At 42.4% G+C, this 17,096-nt stretch carries 21 protein-coding genes and 1 other RNA gene; 8 read left to right on the plus strand and 14 right to left on the minus strand.

Annotated elements, in window-relative coordinates:
* Nucleotides 1-44: 44 nt before the first annotated feature.
* Nucleotides 45-626, minus strand: coding sequence for a nucleotide exchange factor GrpE (gene grpE / locus TI10_RS05065; RefSeq protein ID WP_049582204.1), 582 nt, complete (start codon nucleotides 624-626; stop codon nucleotides 45-47).
* Between the two features lie 125 nt (nucleotides 627-751).
* On the opposite strand from grpE, the gene nadK reads away from it, so the two are divergent.
* From nadK to bamE, 3 genes are all read left to right on the plus strand, one after another.
* Nucleotides 752-1,630 (plus strand): NAD(+) kinase, encoded by an 879-nt coding sequence (gene nadK, locus TI10_RS05070; protein WP_049582205.1) that lies wholly within the window; start codon nucleotides 752-754, stop codon nucleotides 1,628-1,630.
* Between the two features lie 89 nt (nucleotides 1,631-1,719).
* Nucleotides 1,720-3,381, plus strand: a complete 1,662-nt coding sequence (recN, locus tag TI10_RS05075) for a DNA repair protein RecN (RefSeq protein WP_049582206.1) — start codon at nucleotides 1,720-1,722, stop codon at nucleotides 3,379-3,381.
* Between the two features lie 113 nt (nucleotides 3,382-3,494).
* On the plus strand, nucleotides 3,495-3,842 hold the full coding sequence (gene bamE, locus TI10_RS05080; protein ID WP_049582207.1) for an outer membrane protein assembly factor BamE: 348 nt from the start codon (nucleotides 3,495-3,497) through the stop codon (nucleotides 3,840-3,842).
* 59 nt (nucleotides 3,843-3,901) lie between these two features.
* Here bamE and TI10_RS05085 read toward each other — a convergent pair whose 3' ends face one another.
* Both TI10_RS05085 and TI10_RS05090 read right to left on the minus strand, forming a co-directional pair.
* On the minus strand, nucleotides 3,902-4,195 hold the full coding sequence (locus TI10_RS05085) for an RnfH family protein (protein ID WP_049582208.1): 294 nt from the start codon (nucleotides 4,193-4,195) through the stop codon (nucleotides 3,902-3,904).
* Nucleotides 4,188-4,622, minus strand: a complete 435-nt coding sequence (locus tag TI10_RS05090; RefSeq protein ID WP_049582209.1) for a type II toxin-antitoxin system RatA family toxin — start codon at nucleotides 4,620-4,622, stop codon at nucleotides 4,188-4,190. The genes TI10_RS05085 and TI10_RS05090 overlap by 8 nt, the downstream gene beginning before the upstream one ends.
* A gap of 156 nt (nucleotides 4,623-4,778) precedes the next feature.
* Between TI10_RS05090 and smpB the strand changes: the two genes are divergently transcribed.
* The 3 genes from smpB (at nucleotide 4,779) to TI10_RS05105 (ending at nucleotide 6,798) form a co-directional block, all read left to right on the plus strand.
* A complete protein-coding gene (gene smpB, locus TI10_RS05095; protein WP_015833415.1) occupies nucleotides 4,779-5,261 on the plus strand; it encodes an SsrA-binding protein SmpB in 483 nt (160 codons plus the stop codon).
* A gap of 50 nt (nucleotides 5,262-5,311) precedes the next feature.
* Nucleotides 5,312-5,675, plus strand: a transfer-messenger RNA (tmRNA) gene (gene ssrA / locus TI10_RS23475).
* 838 nt (nucleotides 5,676-6,513) lie between these two features.
* Entirely contained in the window at nucleotides 6,514-6,798 is a 285-nt protein-coding gene (locus tag TI10_RS05105; protein WP_112876389.1) for a SymE family type I addiction module toxin, read from the plus strand.
* A 138-nt stretch (nucleotides 6,799-6,936) separates the two neighbouring features.
* On the opposite strand, the gene TI10_RS05110 is transcribed toward TI10_RS05105, so the two are convergent.
* The 5 genes from TI10_RS05110 to TI10_RS05130 are packed head-to-tail and all read right to left on the minus strand — an operon-like array spanning nucleotide 6,937 to nucleotide 10,926.
* Nucleotides 6,937-7,392, minus strand: a complete 456-nt coding sequence (locus tag TI10_RS05110) for a tail fiber assembly protein (RefSeq protein WP_049582211.1) — start codon at nucleotides 7,390-7,392, stop codon at nucleotides 6,937-6,939.
* A complete protein-coding gene (locus TI10_RS23135) occupies nucleotides 7,393-8,736 on the minus strand; it encodes a phage tail protein (RefSeq protein ID WP_053093421.1) in 1,344 nt (447 codons plus the stop codon).
* The gene (locus tag TI10_RS05120) at nucleotides 8,723-9,328 is read right to left on the minus strand and encodes a DUF2612 domain-containing protein (protein ID WP_049582212.1); all 606 of its coding nucleotides are present in this window, start codon (nucleotides 9,326-9,328) and stop codon (nucleotides 8,723-8,725) included. Before TI10_RS05120 ends, TI10_RS23135 begins: the two co-directional genes overlap by 14 nt.
* Nucleotides 9,329-10,570: a baseplate J/gp47 family protein gene (locus TI10_RS05125; RefSeq protein WP_049582213.1), complete on the minus strand. Its 1,242-nt coding sequence runs from the start codon at nucleotides 10,568-10,570 to the stop codon at nucleotides 9,329-9,331. It lies immediately after the preceding gene.
* Nucleotides 10,570-10,926, minus strand: a complete 357-nt coding sequence (locus tag TI10_RS05130; protein ID WP_049582214.1) for a hypothetical protein — start codon at nucleotides 10,924-10,926, stop codon at nucleotides 10,570-10,572. The genes TI10_RS05125 and TI10_RS05130 overlap by 1 nt, the downstream gene beginning before the upstream one ends.
* An 83-nt stretch (nucleotides 10,927-11,009) precedes the next feature.
* On the opposite strand from TI10_RS05130, the gene TI10_RS05135 reads away from it, so the two are divergent.
* Together TI10_RS05135 and TI10_RS05140 are read left to right on the plus strand one after the other, a co-directional pair.
* The gene (locus TI10_RS05135) at nucleotides 11,010-11,312 is read left to right on the plus strand and encodes a type II toxin-antitoxin system HigB family toxin (protein WP_049582215.1); all 303 of its coding nucleotides are present in this window, start codon (nucleotides 11,010-11,012) and stop codon (nucleotides 11,310-11,312) included.
* A 3-nt stretch (nucleotides 11,313-11,315) separates the two neighbouring features.
* Nucleotides 11,316-11,687 carry a helix-turn-helix domain-containing protein gene (locus tag TI10_RS05140; RefSeq protein ID WP_049582216.1) on the plus strand — a complete coding sequence of 124 codons (372 nt, stop codon included), beginning with the start codon at nucleotides 11,316-11,318 and terminating at the stop codon, nucleotides 11,685-11,687.
* Between the two features lie 56 nt (nucleotides 11,688-11,743).
* On the opposite strand, the gene TI10_RS05145 is transcribed toward TI10_RS05140, so the two are convergent.
* Genes TI10_RS05145 through TI10_RS05170 form a run of 6 tightly spaced genes read right to left on the minus strand, consistent with a single transcriptional unit; the run spans nucleotide 11,744 to nucleotide 17,007 of the window.
* Nucleotides 11,744-12,199 carry a hypothetical protein gene (locus TI10_RS05145; protein WP_049582218.1) on the minus strand — a complete coding sequence of 152 codons (456 nt, stop codon included), beginning with the start codon at nucleotides 12,197-12,199 and terminating at the stop codon, nucleotides 11,744-11,746.
* 4 nt (nucleotides 12,200-12,203) lie between these two features.
* Nucleotides 12,204-12,896 carry a Gp138 family membrane-puncturing spike protein gene (locus TI10_RS05150; RefSeq protein ID WP_074524842.1) on the minus strand — a complete coding sequence of 231 codons (693 nt, stop codon included), beginning with the start codon at nucleotides 12,894-12,896 and terminating at the stop codon, nucleotides 12,204-12,206.
* A complete protein-coding gene (locus TI10_RS05155) occupies nucleotides 12,868-13,752 on the minus strand; it encodes a baseplate hub protein (protein WP_049582219.1) in 885 nt (294 codons plus the stop codon). Before TI10_RS05155 ends, TI10_RS05150 begins: the two co-directional genes overlap by 29 nt.
* Nucleotides 13,749-14,054, minus strand: a complete 306-nt coding sequence (locus TI10_RS05160) for a phage baseplate plug family protein (RefSeq protein WP_049582220.1) — start codon at nucleotides 14,052-14,054, stop codon at nucleotides 13,749-13,751. Before TI10_RS05160 ends, TI10_RS05155 begins: the two co-directional genes overlap by 4 nt.
* The gene (locus TI10_RS05165; protein WP_049582221.1) at nucleotides 14,051-14,872 is read right to left on the minus strand and encodes a phage baseplate protein; all 822 of its coding nucleotides are present in this window, start codon (nucleotides 14,870-14,872) and stop codon (nucleotides 14,051-14,053) included. The genes TI10_RS05160 and TI10_RS05165 overlap by 4 nt, the downstream gene beginning before the upstream one ends.
* Nucleotides 14,872-17,007, minus strand: a complete 2,136-nt coding sequence (locus TI10_RS05170; RefSeq protein ID WP_049582222.1) for a lytic transglycosylase domain-containing protein — start codon at nucleotides 17,005-17,007, stop codon at nucleotides 14,872-14,874. Before TI10_RS05170 ends, TI10_RS05165 begins: the two co-directional genes overlap by 1 nt.
* Nucleotides 17,008-17,096 lie beyond the last annotated feature (89 nt).

A 17,096-nucleotide genomic window follows, 5' to 3' on the forward strand; every position in this document is an offset into this window, starting at 1 on the left:
CCGCCCCTGTTGGAGCGGCATTGATACTTATTACTGAACTAAAATTACTTCGATACGGCTACCATTGCCGGGCGCAACAAACGGCCATTTAAGGTATACCCTTTCTGCATGACCATCATGACATGATTCGGTTCATGCTGATCGGATTCCATCATGGTCATGGCCTGATGAATTTCAGGATTAAAAGGAATATTTGTGTCGCCAACAACTTCAATACCAAATTTCCCCACAGCCCCAAGGAAAGACTTCAACGTCAGCTCGATGCCTTCAACCATAGGCGCTATTTCGGTATTAGTACGATCTACTGCCTCCAAAGCGCGCTCAAGATTATCAATCACTGGTAGCAGTTCATTGGCAAACCTTTCTAACGCAAACTTATGGGCTTTTTCCACATCTTGTTCAGTACGACGACGGATATTTTCAACTTCAGCCTTAGCACGCAAAATGGCATCACGTTCACGCTGTTGCGCCTGCTTGAGCTGTTCTTCCAACTCTGCGACACGCGAATCAACAACGCTTTCAGTCTCTGATGCTTCTGCTTTATCCGCACTGTTTTGCTGTTCAGATACAACTTCCATATCTTCCGAGACTTGCTCGTCAGGCATTTTTTGTTCTTTACTACTCATGAATATCTCCGCGTATTTGGCATTAATCTCGCTACTTAGCCTATTATGGGGATCTAAACTAGGGATTCAAGGGAACCCGCCATATTGTGAGGATAAAACCTCTTGCTAGGAAGGAAATTACAACGATGAATAAAAGATTCAAATGCATAGGTATTGTTGGTCATCCTCGCCACCCAGAAGCACTTGCTACTCATGAGATGCTGTATCATTGGTTAAAATCCAAAGGTTACTCTGTCATTATTGATCGTCAAGTCGCCAAAGACATTGGTTTAAAAGATGCACAGACTGGTGGTCTGACCGAAATTGGTAAACAAGCTGATTTAGCTGTCGTCGTTGGTGGCGACGGCAATATGTTGGGTGCTGCCCGGGTCCTTTCCCGTTATGACATTAAAGTCATTGGCATAAACAGAGGCAATCTAGGTTTTCTGACGGACTTAGATCCTGATAATGCCCTACAGCAACTTTCTGAAGTATTAGATGGTGAATACCGAAATGAACACCGCTTCCTGCTAGAAGCCCAAGTCAGAAGAAACGGCCAAAAACCCCGTATTAGTACCGCAATCAACGAAGTCGTGCTCCATCCAGGGAAAGTGGCGCATATGATTGAATTCGAAGTCTATATTGATGAACGTTTTGCCTTTTCCCAACGTTCTGACGGACTGATTATCGCAACGCCAACTGGTTCCACAGCTTACTCACTTTCCGCAGGTGGGCCAATTCTGACTCCAAATCTGGATGCTATCGTCCTGGTGCCAATGTTTCCACATACATTGTCTTCCCGGCCATTGGTCATCAGTAGTGAAAGCAGCATCAGGCTGAAATTTTCCCAAAATAGCAACGACTATGAAGTTAGTTGTGATAGCCAAATAGTTCTGCCTATACAGGATGGAGAAGATGTAATTATTAGCCGCAGTAAACAGAAACTCAATCTCATTCATCCTAAAGACTATAATTACTTCAACACATTAAGTACAAAACTAAGCTGGTCTAAAAAAATGTTCTAAAAAAATTAGGCTTCACTACTTTACTGTATAAAAAACCAGTTTATACTGTATGAAGATACAGAGGTGTTTTTATACACAGGAGAAGTGTGATGATTACCCAGTTAACCATTAACAATTTTGCCATTGTTCGTGAGCTTGAAATAGACTTCCAGCCAGGTATGACAGCCATCACGGGTGAAACCGGCGCGGGTAAATCCATCGCAATTGATGCATTAGGGTTATGTTTGGGTAATCGTGGCGAGGCCAATATGGTACGTAGCGGGGCTTCTCGTGCTGATATTTGCGCCCGCTTTTCTCTTTCTGATACGCCTTCTGCTCGTCAATGGTTAGAAGCACACCAACTGGATGACAGTAATGAATGCTTACTACGCCGCACAATAACGTCAGATGGCCGCTCCAGAGGCTTTATTAATGGCACTGCCGTACCGATTTCCCAATTACGTGAACTAGGTACCCACCTTATTCAAATTCACGGTCAACACGCTCATCAATTACTATTGAATAATGGTCACCAAAAACGCCTGCTTGATACTTACGCTAATCAATCCAACCTACAAAATGAAATGAAACAGGCATATCAGCAATGGCACCAAAGCTGTCAGGATCTGGCTCGATTCCAACAACAGGCGCTTGAACGTCAATCTCGTCAACAGTTACTGGAGTATCACTTAAAAGAGCTCAATGAGTTGGCGCCGCAACCAGGTGAATATCAGGAACAAGATAATGAATATAAACGGCTAGCAAACCGTGGTCAGTTACTCTCTGTCAGCCAAACCGCACTCCAATTACTCAGTGACAACGATGAACAAAATATTATCAGCCTATTGAATTACGCCAAACACGAACTGACAGAACTCATCACTATGGATGATAAATTCAGTCAACTACTCACTATGTTGGAAGAAGCATCCATTCAGATTAATGAAGTCAGCGATGAACTCCGCCACTACGGTGATCAACTGGATATGGACCCAAATCGTCTCTTTGAACTGGAACAAAAAATTTCACAACAAATTAGAGTGGCCCGTAAACACCACGTTGCACCGGAAGAACTTCCTTCACTGCATCAACAACTACTGGAAGAACAACAATTGTTGGCGCAACAAGAAGATGACTGTACCCACCTTAGTGAGCAAGTTAATAAACACTATAAACAAGCACTGGAAGTTGCAGAAAAATTGCATCTGGTTCGTCAGCAATATGCCAAAGAACTAAGTGGGCTCATTACTCACAGTATGCATCAACTCGCTATGCCTCATGGTCGCTTTACCATTGATGTCTCTTTTGCACCTGAACATCTAAATGCCGATGGTTCAGATAAAGTTGAATTTAATGTCACCACTAACCCCGGTCAGCCACATCAAGCTCTCGCAAAAGTCGCTTCAGGTGGTGAACTTTCCCGTATTGCACTGGCGATTCAGGTTATAACAGCTAAGAAAATGGAAACTTCCGCCTTGATTTTCGATGAAGTGGATGTCGGTATCAGCGGTCCGACAGCCGCAATCGTCGGCCGTATGTTACGTGAATTAGGCGAATCTACGCAGGTTATGTGTGTCACTCACCTGCCTCAAGTAGCCGGTTGCGGTCACCAACATTTTTATGTCAGTAAACAGACTGACGGTGAAGAAACTGAAACCCAAATGCAGCTGCTGGATAAAAAAGCCAGATTACAAGAGCTGGCGCGGCTTCTCGCAGGCAGTGAAGTGACAAAAAATACCCTGGCAAACGCCAAAGAGCTGCTAGCAGCGTAATTTGACACAACTTTTGCGTATATTTAGGGTCATAGCTAAAGCTTGTAAAGGTTTTCAATCTCGTCAAGGTCTATTATTATCAACACCCTGACTCCTAAAGGAATGTAATTACCATGCGCTGTAAAATGTTGACTGCCGCTGCTGTATCATTTGTCATGCTGACTGCGGGTTGCTCTACGTTGGAACGGGCTGTTTATCGCCCTGACATTAATCAGGGGAACTACCTAACACCTGCTAGTGTATCAAAAATCCACAAGGGAATGACCCAGCAACAGGTAGCTTACACATTAGGAACACCAATGTTACAAGACCCGTTTGGGACTCAAACGTGGTTTTATGTATTTCGTCAACAACCTGGGCACGAAAAAGTGACTCAGCAAACTCTGACACTGACATTTGACAGTAATGGTGTACTGACTGACATTAAAAACGAAAACTCACTTACCGAAGATCTCCAATAACCAAAGAGATATAAATAGACAGTCAGTCAAAAAAATAGATGGCTGACTGTCTATGGTCATTATTGAGCATTATTTTTAGCCCGCTCAGCACGCTTACGACGCATTTCTTTTGGATCAGCCAATAATGGGCGGTAAATTTCCACCCTATCACCTTCTTCCAAAATATCCGTCAACTTGACAGGGCGGCTATAAACTCCGATTTTATTCTTTTGCAGATCAATATCATTACGCAAAGTCAGCAAGCCTGATGCAACTATTGCCTGTTCAACAGTTGCGCCTTGAGCTAATTTCACCGTACGCAGATATTGGCGATCAGGCAATGCATAAACGACTTCAATATTGATATCAGACACGATAAACCTCGCGTGCACGCAGGGTAAAAGCTTGCACCATACTTCCAGCCAATTCCTTAAATATCTTACCGAAAGCCAGTTCAATCAGTTTATTAGTGAATTCAAAATCAAGGTGCAACTCAACTTTACAGGCACTTTCACTCAGTGGTATAAACTGCCAGCCTCCCATCAACTTACGAAACGGCCCGTCTACCAGTTGCATATTGATACTTTGATTATCGGCCAGAATATTCCGGGTAACAAAAGTCTTGCTTATACCCGCTTTTGAAACATCGACTGATGCGGTCATTTCATTACTGCTAACACTCAACACCCGACTACCGACACATCCCGGTAAAAAATCCGGGTAAGAACCGATATCATTGACCAATCTGTACATTTGTTCCACGCTGAATGGTACTAACGCAGAGCGACTAATCTGTGGCATATAATTTCCTGTAAGGCTTAATTGTAGTGAATAATATCACCTATACGTGATCAAAGAAAAATCTGTCAGCGTATAATGCAATAAACACTCATTAATCAGCAAATATGCGCGGGAAAAGATTTCTTTCACCAAAGCATTCAGTATAATGCATACACTATGACAAAGAAAAAAGCACACAAACCCGGTTCGGCAACCATTGCCATGAATAGACGAGCTCGTCACGAATACTTCATTGAAGAAGAATTTGAAGCGGGTCTCTCGTTACAAGGATGGGAAGTCAAATCACTGCGCGCTGGTAAAGCCAACATCAGCGACAGTTACGTTTTGCTCAAAGATGGCGACGCTTATCTTTTTGGCGCCACCATCACCCCGTTAAATGTAGCTTCTTCCCATGTCGTCTGTGATCCAATGCGTTCACGCAAACTCTTACTTAACCAGCGCGAACTTGACTCATTATACGGTCGAGTTAATCGTGAAGGTTATACCGTTGTTGCCTTATCTCTCTATTGGAAAAACGCCTGGTGCAAGGTCAAAATTGGCGTAGCAAAGGGTAAAAAGGCACACGACAAACGTTCGGACATTAAAGAACGTGAATGGAAATTAGACAAAGCACGTATTATGAAGAATGCTGGGCGATAAATTCTGGCATTATAGTTTAATATTCTGATATACTTGCTTTTAAGACACTTGGGGCTGATTCTGGATTCGACGGGATTCGCGAAACCCAAGGTGCATGCCGAGGGGCGGTTGGCCTCGTAAAAAGCCGCAAAAAAATAGTCGCAAACGACGAAAAATACGCACTGGCAGCTTAATAACCTGCGCAGAGCCCTCTCTCCCTAGCCTCCGCTCTTAGGACGGGGATCAAGAGAGGTCAAACCCAAAAGAGATCGCGTGGATGCCTTGCCTGGGGTTGAAGCGTTAAACCTAATCAGGCTAGTTTGTTAGTGGCGTGTCTATCCGCAGCTGGCAAGCGAATGTAAAGATTAGACTAAGCATGTAGTACCAAGGATGTAGGAATTTCGGACGCGGGTTCAACTCCCGCCAGCTCCACCAAATTAGTAGGGACAGTGATAGGACAACAGCTTTAAAAACAGCGAGTTAGCAAAGTTGATTGGACACTGACCGGACGATGAAGGGACACAAAAGAATACGCAAAGGAGCCGCGGAGCTTTTGGAAAAACCAACCATAATTAGGTTGGTTTTTTTATGCCCGTAGCACAGCAACCAACTCCTCACAGTCAGGTGTTAATACTATACTCATTAACAAGGGCCAACACCTCTATCATAATGCGTAGTGCAAAATAAAATGCTTCATCAGATCTCTGCTTCATATGGCATTATTTATAAATCCAGCACCTGATACCACCAGCTTCTGATGCACACATGTAACTCAACTTCATATACAATCGCCTTAGTAATCGGTATTTCTGGTGTGGCATATCCTATGTTCATGGAGTTCGGTTTGTGCCACTTAAACGGTCATTTTATTTACCAATGTCACCCTATCGGCGAAATGGCTATACTATGATGTGCCGATAAACAGTTTATATTTGTGGAGTAATTTTGAAACGTATACCGCCAGAATTGTTTAAGTCTGAAATGAAACGAAAAGGCTGGACGCGCCGCGAACTGGCTATACGGTGGGGCAAATCAGAAACATGGATCAGCAAAATAGTGAATAATATAGAACGGGATCAACACTGGAATGATGCCCTCAATGGACTACCTGAAAACGAAAAGTCTAGGTAAACTATAGGTCACATTTTTATTGCAGAAAAGTGACCTATCGTTCATAATCCAACATTGAGAGACTATTTTCACTGACGCAGAGCTACCGGGCTGCAACCCGATAACCCTGCTTACCACAACTAACTATATAAGGTAGTTAATTATGGCTAAACGCGATAATAAAACAATTCAGCGAATTTCCCAAGCTGAACGTTTTGGCAAGGTAGCTAAAAACGGTATTTCTTTAAAAGGAAAATGGTTACAGGAGGCGGGATTTACCTTCGGAATGCCACTAAAAATCCGGGTGATGCCGGACTGTATTGTTATTACCGCCCAGAACACCCAGGAACTCTGGCAATGCCTGGAAGGACTGAGTATTGAGCCATTTAACCCCAATGCTGCTATTGACTGGATTAAGTATTATCCTGGTGGGTTGATGATTATCTAATAGACTAAAGCATAAATGGACTACACCTTTAAATGTTGGATGGTTATCCAACATTTTGATGACGATTCAATCAGAGTAGTGCAGAAAAACCACATTTGATTAGACTTATCTAGCTATTGGGGGTCGGTTCAATTGGCCCTAATTCCATGATTCTAAGGGTTTTTCGGGCCAGTTAATATCTGAGGCTGAATTAACATCAACGCGGTTCAATAATACTCTATATTTTTTTAACTCTGCTAACAGCGATTTTTCCTCATCACTCGACATCCCCAAATCTACAGCATCTTGTAACGGAGCGATCTGTTTACTTACAGTGAGCATAAGTTGCTGTTTCTTATGTTCTGCTTGCTGCTGCTGTTCCCGTCTGAGCTTTATTTTATCACTTTCTGATATTATCCACTTTTCACTATCCCATTTGTGGTAAACAGATGGCGCTTGTTTTGTAAGAATGGGATAACCGTCTTTATCACTGACGATAGCAAAACCGCGCGATTGACCGTCAAGTAATTCATTATGTTTTTCTGCTGTTATTTCAACACACTCTTCATGAGCTTCATTATAAAAAACACATTCTTTTCTGGAAAAATAGACCATTTATACCCCCCAAAATAATATATGTACAACTTTGCCTGGATTCTCATCATTGTTGGGAGTGCCTGCTTGATATTCAAATGTCGATAGTGTTGCATTACGTACTAATGTGTGACCAGTTGATGTATTGATACTCGACATGCTTGCAATATAGCCAAAAAGCTTATTTTTAAAAGAAATTGGATAATTTACCTTTATCCATGATTGTTGAGCTGATGGGACTTTAACCCATTGAATAATTATCCCCGTATCTCCACATTGCCACCAACCATTTTCGGATTTTATAGCTGTATTTTGTAATGCAAGAGTACCACTTTTCTCAGGCGTTAATATATTGTAACGCCGCTGATTTTTGGGATCGTCAGAATAGATATGCAACAATTTCCCTTCAGAACCGTTAATTCCCAATACATACCCATCTTTCGATTTGAAACGCAATTTAGGAAAAGGAGTTTTACTGTCAATCAGTAAACTGCCAACAGTTGCGGTTTTATTGCTAGAAATACGCAAGAAAGTATTATCGCTCTCAGATTTAGCATAACTTCCCACATCTTCAGCATTCAAACTAATATCCCCAGCCAACGGCTTCCCGTTAATTTTCCGACTACTCGGCACGGCACTTTTCGCCAATTCTACCGTTTCCGATAAACCGATATTTTTTACAAATTCAGTTTTATTGAAGATGTCAGCGCCATTTTGATTTTTAGCGAGTTTACTATTTGCATTATCATTTACATCGGAAGCAAGTTTCTGAGTTGCTGCAAGTATATTACTGTTGCCTGTTTTGTCAGTAAGCTGAATAATTCCTTTTTGGGCTAATGTGGCATCGGGAATAAAATCTTGAGTTGCAAGCTCTCCCAGTCCTAAATTATTACGCGCTGTCGCTTTGTTATTAATATCAGATAAGTTATTGGCTTTCTGTAGAAATAACCCGTTAGGATCTGCTAACAGATTTTTCCAACCGGAAGCTAATGTACTATCCGGATCTGTATTGTTATCTTCTACCCCATTCCACCAAATTTTACTTCCATCATAACTGGCAACAATAGCCCCTTTAGGATAACCATCAGTGGCAGCGCTAAAATCAGCATCATACGAATACAGGCCACCAGACATTGAATAACGTATTGCGGCAGTAATATCATTCAATATCCCGTTCATATCCTTGCCAGATGGGGCAATTCCACCAGCAGATATTGCTGTCATCGTTAACGGGGGAAAACCGCTCTGATATGTAGCTATGCCTTTCGCCAAACTATTTTCAGTAGACTTTGTTGCAATTTCGTTATAATTCCCATCTTTTGCGAACGGAACAGTAATAAGAATAGGCTTTTCAGTTGATTTCACTTGTTGGTATCCTTTGAACGATTGAGACACTAACACCTGCCGGATATGGCAGCGCTCCTGATGTTTGAACAATTGCTAATTCTGCTGTTGATAGCTGAAATTCAAATACATAACTCATCTTCATATTTCCATCATCAGTGATATATGCGCGTCCGCTATCGCTAAACATATAAACAAGCATTCTGTTGATGTTTGGTATAGTGCAATCAGATATATTTGACATGGCTTTCATCATAATCAGCTTTCGATACATCTGATCTGATAGTTCAATAGTTTTTGTTTTTGATTCCCCGGCGTAAAATGGCGCCTGGTCAAATGGATTTGGATCTGTTGTTGTCGGGACGCCCAGCAAAGCTTCACCAAAGCCCAAATATTTTGCATTTTCATTAACAGTCAGCCGCCTGCTAACATTCACTATTTTTCCCCACACATCCAGCCCATACGTGTTTGCCGTGTCAATATTCCAAATCAGGTCGTAAAATGTATTAATAAATTCATTAGAGGAAACAGCAGCATTGAAACTTCGAATAAGTGAGTTGAGTTTTGGGCTAGCGGCATACTGAGCAAGAATAGTTGCTTCCACATTTTCCATTTATGAGCCTACTAATTTCACGAATATATTATCTGTGTCAAGCGTTGGGATTTCATCAATACCAAAACTAATTGATGTTGAATAAGTAGTACCGTCACGGCTAAGTGTAATGCTGTAAATATCAACACTTGATGTATCTATGTTATAAACGCCTGAATAATATCTACCAGCAAATAATGTAGATGCTATTCTTGCTCGCGTTCCACCATCTTCACCGTTAAATGCTTGCGCTATAGCTGATTTAACTTGCGTTTCAATATCAGCAGGAAGGTAATCGCTATCAGCAAGTGAGACGTCAACATAAACACGAATGGGCGTCGGTATCACATATTTAATTTCATATTCAGGGTAAGGCTGAACATAGTTTTCATCATCCACAATGGTGTGAGTTGTATTCCCGTTCGTAGGAATACCTGGAGGCTTTTTCTTCCAGATTGCTCTAGCGACATCCTCAGTCTTTCCCCCATACACAGCAATATAAAGAGAGTTTGGCGCTATTTTGTATTTTGATACCCCGACTGTTTTTACTACCGAAGTATCATTTGAAATAACGTATGAATCTGCTACCCCATTTACTGCTAATATTGCCGCATAAATGGCATGTAATGAGTTTGTCGCATTTTTAGCAACAGATTGTTTACGACGATACTCAAAATTAGCACGAGTTTCCTCATCTGTGCCAGGTACGCCAGCACTCGCATTACTGATACCAGACCAGCCTGGTACCGAGCTATAAATCGTGTTCAAATCATCAATTTGGCATGCTAACGGCCCTGTTGTTGAGTTTTGGAAAACAACATCAACAGAGCCGCTGTCAGGGATCTTAGCCTCTGTTATTGAATGATAAAGATACCCTTTTTTATCTTGAGCAATACTACCAATTGGAATAACTGTATTAACGAACCCAGTGCATGTTGCTGTTACCGTTGTTCCCGATGCTGGAATTCGGTCTAAAAAATAAATCCGCCCAATGGCATCTTGGAAACGTCCGGTTGCATAATCCGGGTTAATTTGATTGACGATAGCAAGTAACTGATCGTTCTTGTCAGCAATGACAGCCGTATCACTCATTGCCATTTGACCCTGCGGTGTTGTTAAACTGGTACTCATTGCACCGCCCATTGCGGTAGCTAAATCATTTAGCCGCCCATTTAAAATATCAACTTCGTCGGGTACAGTTAGACCTGTCTTTGTAAAGGTTACACTTGGAACACTTGTTGTCAGTACTACAGAGTTAGTCATCAGAAATTTACCACCGTTGATTGATTATTCATGTCCGTTATTGTCATCGTGCCCGCAATAGTTCTTTCGTTCCCGTTTATAACCTTACAAATGGCAGATTGAACATAAGGTAGCTTCACTGCTTCTTGTTGCATTTTGCTGTTGATTAGTTGAGTTCCCGGCCAATGTCCCAAAATTCGCTGGTAATAAGGAATACCCAATGTTGTGTCGTACCAACACTCACCCAGATATGTACTACAGGCACAAGCGACATCCTGAGCCACAGCATAAGGGTTATCAGTAATAGCGATATTTCCAGAATCATCTAACGTTAAATCCCATGATTTGATATCAAGAAGAAATGAGTGAGTTTGCATTTTCGATCCTTATAGAAATAAAAAAACCGCAATTAGCGGCATAAACAGTTGCTTTTGTCCCAAATTGGGACTAATATAACTTTATGAAAATCATCTCAGTCAGTACATTAAAACAGTTCTGGGAAACGTATCCCGATGCTGAACAACAGTTAAAAGCATGGTTTGACGAGGCCAAGAAAGCAACTTGGAAAACCCCTGCTGAAATTAAAGCCCAGTACCGCAATGCGAGTATTCTAAAAAACAATCGCGTGGTATTTAACATTAAAGGGAATAGCTACCGCCTGATAGTTTCCATCTTTTACCCCGCTGGCTGGGTGTACGTAAAATTCATTGGCACACATAAGCAATACGATGCTATAGATGCCAATACCGTAGAACCGGAGTAAATCATGCATATTAAACCCATCCGCACCGAACAAGACTATCAAGCAGCATTGAAGGCTGTTTCGCCACTTTTTGATAACCAACCAGAAATCGGTTCTCCTGAATTTGATTACATAGAAGTCATGGTTTTGCTGATTGAAGCATATGAGACTGAGCATTTTCCGATTGACCCGCCAGACCCGATTGAAGCTATAAAATTCAGAATGGAACAATCTGGGTTAACAGCAAAAGACCTGGTACCCGCCATCGGTAAAGTCAATCGTGTATACGAAATACTTAATCGCAAACGTAGCCTTACGCTACCGATGGTATGGAATTTACATAAAATGTTCGGAATACCAGCGGAAAGCTTAATCAAACCCGCTAAACACGCTTAGCATGATGGCTCAGATTTGAGCCATCCTTGGCCTGGAGGTTTAAAAACCAACAGATTCTATATTTTTCCCGCTGCTTTTAACGTGTTGTAGCTAGGAAGATAACGCTTTGGATTAACGACACATAGCTGCTGAAAAACGGATGAAGCCTCTTCTCCCTGAGACAACATTGCTTCATCACGGTTCTCATAGTAATACCGGATAACATTCATTACTTGTTTCTCGTTTAGCATCAATTTTATTCCTTGATTTACAGCATTTTCCTTTTGAGCTTTATATACCGGGCTTTCAATCGAGTAACTTCCTGTTCGTAACAGGACCTCTTCTGCGGGAGTAGAAGGATCTATATAGTTCAGTCCTGCACTCGCGGCATACTGCTGGAATATAGACTGGGACATACACATAGCGGAAATCTTTTCCTGCCGAGAAATGTCACTGTTTTCTGCCCCGGCGCTAAACACGCTGGCAAACAAAGCCCCCGCAACAATAATATTTAATGTTAGATTTCTACACATATTTTTATTCCGGTTTGTTGGTTTTTGAACCTCCAGATTTTACACCGCCATGAATGTGCGATGAAAGTCTAACCCCATCTCCTGTAATTTCACCCTTCGCTGTTACGGTTCCACCGAATGTTGCATTTCCACCGTTACCACCACCACCTTGAATAACCGCACCATTTAATATAATAGATGGTGAGTTCATTGTGATTGAATTTGACGAAGTAATTTCCGTTGTCGGTGCGACTACGTTAATTTTATTCGGTGAAACAATATTTATCTGATTATCTGAAAATTCAATATATTGTTGTGGCTCTGCGTTTAAAACACCCCCCAGATAAATTGCATCTGAATAATTATGTGTTCTTTTTGAACCTGGCAATGCCGGTGCTTTTGTTGCTCTGACGCTACTGATATCACGATCACAGATAGCAATTAGACCAATATCACCAATCACTGGATTCATAATGACAGCACTGTTACCACGCTGGAGGCGAAATATTGGAACATTATAGATTATTCCATTCTCGATTTTTCTCCCGGTTCCCGTCATATTATGCACCATCGGCTTGACATCTACGGTTTTCCCATTCGATTTAATGATAAGACCCAAAGTGATAAAAACATGCTGACTAAGAAATTGCCTCATAACAAAATCAAGGGTATTCGCCTCACTATAAAAATCAGCCGGCTTTGTTGTTAATTTTGGCATTGTTGTCACCCTCCTCTTTTACGGGAGTACCATTAAATGATGTGTGCCACTGACCACCATCAAGCCAGGATGTAAGATAGTGCTCCGCCCCTGTTATCAGATAAGTGCCGCTAGCATTCGGTAAAGAGGTTTCTATTTGTATCTTACGACCTAAAATAATTTCATTACTGAAAAGAATAGTTGCTGTTATTCCCACGCCAGTAAATATGGGATAGCCAATCAACCCATATTTGGAAGACGTAAATAACAATTTTTCAACTTTCGGTTGACCATGCGGCCAAATAGTCACTTTATCAATCCTGAAGTCAGTGTCTATATCTAACGCATTTGCGGCTTGCTGGATTTGATTAACAACATTTCCAGTAAAATTAGGATTTGAGATAACACCTTTGGCGCCATAGTTTTCAACCGTTAGATCGGCTTTTTTAGCCATCGCAGTAATAATATCGACAATATCGACATCTCCCGATGCAGTGAACGGTTCAACTTCCTTTGCTCTCAGGCCAAACATCACACTGGCTGTTATCGTCAGGGGGGTGTCAGGTAACTGATTAAAATCTGCATAAGCATCACTGATAAAACCCTCGAATATGGCATTACCATCCGCCCATACACGCATTAAGTTGAATTTTGCACTACCAATCCAGATCCCTCGATAGCTCAACGTTGCCATTTGACTGGTTGTTAACCCCCAGATTTGTAATGTTATTTGTGTCCCTGATATGCCGCCCCACGCCGCTATGTTGACATAAGCGCGTGCATTTTCGATAGTCAGTATATTGTTACCGCTATCATCAAATGTCTTGCCGTCAACTAGCTGAAATTCAACTTTGATATTGCGTTGCTTGTACGTCATGGAGTCACCTCTCTTGGGAAAAGGTAATATAATTTGTAGCGCTGCCCTAACCCTTCCCAAAGGGGATCAGATGAACCATCCAGATCAGCAAAAAACAACTCACCCTGGAATCGTAAGTAACTGTAACGAACCATTTTATTGCAGTTGAGACACACAACTCCCTGCAATACAGGTTTATCATTTACAGTTAAGTCCATATATAAACCGGTGCTACGTTGATTGAGACGTATCATGCATGACTGCTCATTCAATGTCACCGTGAACTCTTGAGCCTTGGCCGCCCTGAGCGCTATTTCAATCACGTCAATTTCCTCGATAATTCTTCTACTGCATCATTGAGGTGGTTAGTGGCACTCAATACAGAATCATTTAACGGACCGGTAATCGTCTCTGTCGCACGCTGGAAGCCGGATGAAACTTTATCGGCAACTTGTGTTGCAGCACTGGAAACCGATTTTTTTAATCCGGTCAGGGCCTTTTTGACATCGGATAATGTGGCGTGTTTTGTTGCACCTGTTTTTTGTTCAGTGTTTTTGCTTGGACCTTTAGCCGTCTCATTCTTTGTTGTATTTGACTTATTAGCAACATTGCTGCTCATCGTCACTTCAGCAATGTCTTGTACGGCTTGGAAAACTGCGGTCACAATCAGCAATGTGACGCCGTTATCCTGCTTTATCCGATAATCGTACTTAATCAAATCGTAACTTGTGTAAGTGGTATCGGGTGTTTCGATATCGTAAATTTCGGCACTGGATACCATCTTATCTAACGCTTCAAGAACATCAGAACGCGAAGTTAGGGTGAGGTTTGTTAAGTTAGGCACAGAACCAGAAAAACCGGTCCATCCTTCAAATGAAAATGTCACATGAACTTCACCGGGCCGCTGCACTTTGTTGTACGATGTGTAGCCACCTTTCTCTATCGGTGCAGTGGTGATAGATGCCTCTCGTGTGACTTCTACTGCAATGAATGAGGTGGGCGTAAACGGCTTATCACCAACGTTCTGTCCGGATGCATAATAAATACCATACCCTGGGGATATCATACTGTTAACAGCAGACAGCAGATTGCCGCTACGGAACGCGCTAAGTACCGTTGTTTGATTGAGAGAAAATGCCATTATCCGGTTACCCCCGTTGAATAGCTTGTTGCCAGCGTTGATCCACCTATTTTCTGTCGGGCATCGTCAACCACGCCTTTTACGTTGTTAGCGTTAGAGCTGACTTGAATAGTTCCGATATGGTAACTCTCAGAAACAGAGGAGGTTCGGTTGTTATTTACCGTATTCGAATAACGTTGTGCCGCCACATGAGCGCCAGGTTGCGGCATATTCGCCAAGACTTTTGGAATATAATCGCGGGTTTCTTTTGGTGCGGCACCCAGTCCTTTACGAAGAACATTTCCCTGTCCCCAGTTATAAGCCGCCAGCGCTTTACTCAAATCGCCATCAAACATTCTCATTAGCTGAGATAAATATTTTGCCGCAGCCTCCGAAGATTTCACCGGATCAAAGACGTCATCATCCTTTAACCCAAAATTTCTAGCTGTACCTGGCATAAATTGAAATAAGCCCCTGGCACCTGCTTTGGATACAGCATACTGATTACCTCCCGATTCCGTCATGGCAACACTACGTAACAAACCCTCCGGTAACCCGAACTGCTGCTCAAGCTGCGCTAATTTCGGTGATAGCCAACCCAGTAATTTCATGCCGGTAGTATTTGATGTATTATCAAAGGATGACATTTCATCTGTCACAGCTTGAGGGATCAACAAATCAATTAACTTATTAATTGAATCGGTCAGCTTATCTAACGCGGTTTTTAACCAATTATTGCTGTATTCCAGCCGCTGCTGTCGTTCATCTTCTGCCCGAATAATCCGGTCGTTTTCGCTGCGTTTTTCTTCCTCTTTGACTTCTTTAACTACGGTCTTATCTGGCTTAGAGGCTTTGCCCTCCAGTTTTGCCTGATAAGCTTCATATTCTTTTTTACTAAAAAAAGGCGTCCAGTCGCTTGCCAGATAAACCCCATACGAATCCAGTGTATTTTTGGCCTCCTCTCCGACAATCGAAGTCGCGACTGACTCTACAGGATCATATAACGCATACCCGATAGCGCCATATATCCCAGCTTTCCCTATAGCCCCTTTGCCTAGCAATCCGCCGCCACCTTTCCCCATTTTCAGCATGGATGAAGCCGCGCGATAAATTCCCCATAGCCATCCCGCAAACTTCAACCCAATCAGACCAATGATGACATTACTCCAACCGCCTACCGCATCCGCAGCCTGATTAGCGACTGAAATAATAACACTCATCTTATCGAGAAAACCGCTGACCGCTTTTTTAATCTCTTCCGGATGCTTATTCATCCAATCGGCTAAATCCTTCAGCCAGATATTGAATTGATTGATGTATGGCAAAAGGGCATTAAACAGAATGTAGCCTGTTTTCTCAAAACTCTGGCTTATCTCTGTCCACTGTTCACGGAAACGACGCGCAGCGACAACAGATTTATCATCTACACCTGAATTGGCTGTAAATTTATCCACATCTTTGAGTGCATGACCGGATGAGAACCACTGCTGCGCGGCGTAACCGAATCCCAGTTCACCGCCATAAGCTTGTTGTTGATCTTTATTGAGCCTGGGAAAAACACCGGTCAGCTTGCGCATGATGGATTCGGTACTTTCTGAGGTAATATCAATATCCACACCCGCTTGTGACGCCGTTTTTAACAGCGTCTCAAGAGCCGGATCAAGCGCAACACCTGATTTTAACCGGGCTTTGGCATCATTAATGCGTGAAAATGCCCCGACAATCTCATTTGCGCTCACCCCGAATGCTTGACCCGCTTTTGTCCAGCCATCAAGCGCCTTAGCCGACATGCCGAATGCATCAGCAGCAGTACTTAACTGATTGAGATTGCCGGTAAAGCTGGTCACAAAACTTTTCAGTCCACCGAGTGAGACCGTAACACCCGCCAAAGCCAGGATCTGACCCTTTATGCTGGAAAAGAAAGAGGCGGCTTTCTTTCCTGCCGTCTCCATTTCTTTTGCCACTTTTTCAGTTTTCTTGCCGGTTTTGTCTAATGATTTACTGGTTTTCTTTTCGCCATCATTAAACGAGTCAACCAGTTTTTGCATCACCTGAGCCAAACCACCGATCCCGGCAATTACCGCGGTTTCACCTGCACTAAATTCAGTCGCGTCCAGTCCCAGAGTTATAACAAGTTCATCTATAATGTTTGCCATCAGTTTTTACCCTGCTGTAAAACGTAAGCATTGTGATTATCGACCTGAACAATCTCAATTAACTGCCAAAGATCCTCCACGCCATAAAC

It is taken from the genome of Photorhabdus luminescens subsp. luminescens, assembly GCF_001083805.1.
Classification (GTDB): domain Bacteria; phylum Pseudomonadota; class Gammaproteobacteria; order Enterobacterales; family Enterobacteriaceae; genus Photorhabdus; species Photorhabdus luminescens.

What these genes read in the sequence shown, in the direction of transcription:
- grpE (WP_049582204.1), bottom strand. Translation starts at nt 626, where the DNA reads ATGAGTAGTAAAGAACAAAAAATGCCTGACGAGCAAGTCTCGGAAGAT.
- nadK (WP_049582205.1), top strand. Translation starts at nt 752, where the DNA reads ATGAATAAAAGATTCAAATGCATAGGTATTGTTGGTCATCCTCGCCAC.
- recN (WP_049582206.1), top strand. Translation starts at nt 1,720, where the DNA reads ATGATTACCCAGTTAACCATTAACAATTTTGCCATTGTTCGTGAGCTT.
- bamE (WP_049582207.1), top strand. Translation starts at nt 3,495, where the DNA reads ATGCGCTGTAAAATGTTGACTGCCGCTGCTGTATCATTTGTCATGCTG.
- TI10_RS05090 (WP_049582209.1), bottom strand. Translation starts at nt 4,622, where the DNA reads ATGCCACAGATTAGTCGCTCTGCGTTAGTACCATTCAGCGTGGAACAA.
- smpB (WP_015833415.1), top strand. Translation starts at nt 4,779, where the DNA reads ATGACAAAGAAAAAAGCACACAAACCCGGTTCGGCAACCATTGCCATG.
- TI10_RS05105 (WP_112876389.1), top strand. Translation starts at nt 6,514, where the DNA reads ATGGCTAAACGCGATAATAAAACAATTCAGCGAATTTCCCAAGCTGAA.
- TI10_RS05110 (WP_049582211.1), bottom strand. Translation starts at nt 7,392, where the DNA reads ATGGTCTATTTTTCCAGAAAAGAATGTGTTTTTTATAATGAAGCTCAT.
- TI10_RS05120 (WP_049582212.1), bottom strand. Translation starts at nt 9,328, where the DNA reads ATGGAAAATGTGGAAGCAACTATTCTTGCTCAGTATGCCGCTAGCCCA.
- TI10_RS05125 (WP_049582213.1), bottom strand. Translation starts at nt 10,570, where the DNA reads ATGACTAACTCTGTAGTACTGACAACAAGTGTTCCAAGTGTAACCTTT.
- TI10_RS05130 (WP_049582214.1), bottom strand. Translation starts at nt 10,926, where the DNA reads ATGCAAACTCACTCATTTCTTCTTGATATCAAATCATGGGATTTAACG.
- TI10_RS05135 (WP_049582215.1), top strand. Translation starts at nt 11,010, where the DNA reads ATGAAAATCATCTCAGTCAGTACATTAAAACAGTTCTGGGAAACGTAT.
- TI10_RS05140 (WP_049582216.1), top strand. Translation starts at nt 11,316, where the DNA reads ATGCATATTAAACCCATCCGCACCGAACAAGACTATCAAGCAGCATTG.
- TI10_RS05145 (WP_049582218.1), bottom strand. Translation starts at nt 12,199, where the DNA reads ATGTGTAGAAATCTAACATTAAATATTATTGTTGCGGGGGCTTTGTTT.
- TI10_RS05150 (WP_074524842.1), bottom strand. Translation starts at nt 12,896, where the DNA reads ATGCCAAAATTAACAACAAAGCCGGCTGATTTTTATAGTGAGGCGAAT.
- TI10_RS05155 (WP_049582219.1), bottom strand. Translation starts at nt 13,752, where the DNA reads ATGACGTACAAGCAACGCAATATCAAAGTTGAATTTCAGCTAGTTGAC.
- TI10_RS05165 (WP_049582221.1), bottom strand. Translation starts at nt 14,872, where the DNA reads ATGGCATTTTCTCTCAATCAAACAACGGTACTTAGCGCGTTCCGTAGC.
- TI10_RS05170 (WP_049582222.1), bottom strand. Translation starts at nt 17,007, where the DNA reads ATGGCAAACATTATAGATGAACTTGTTATAACTCTGGGACTGGACGCG.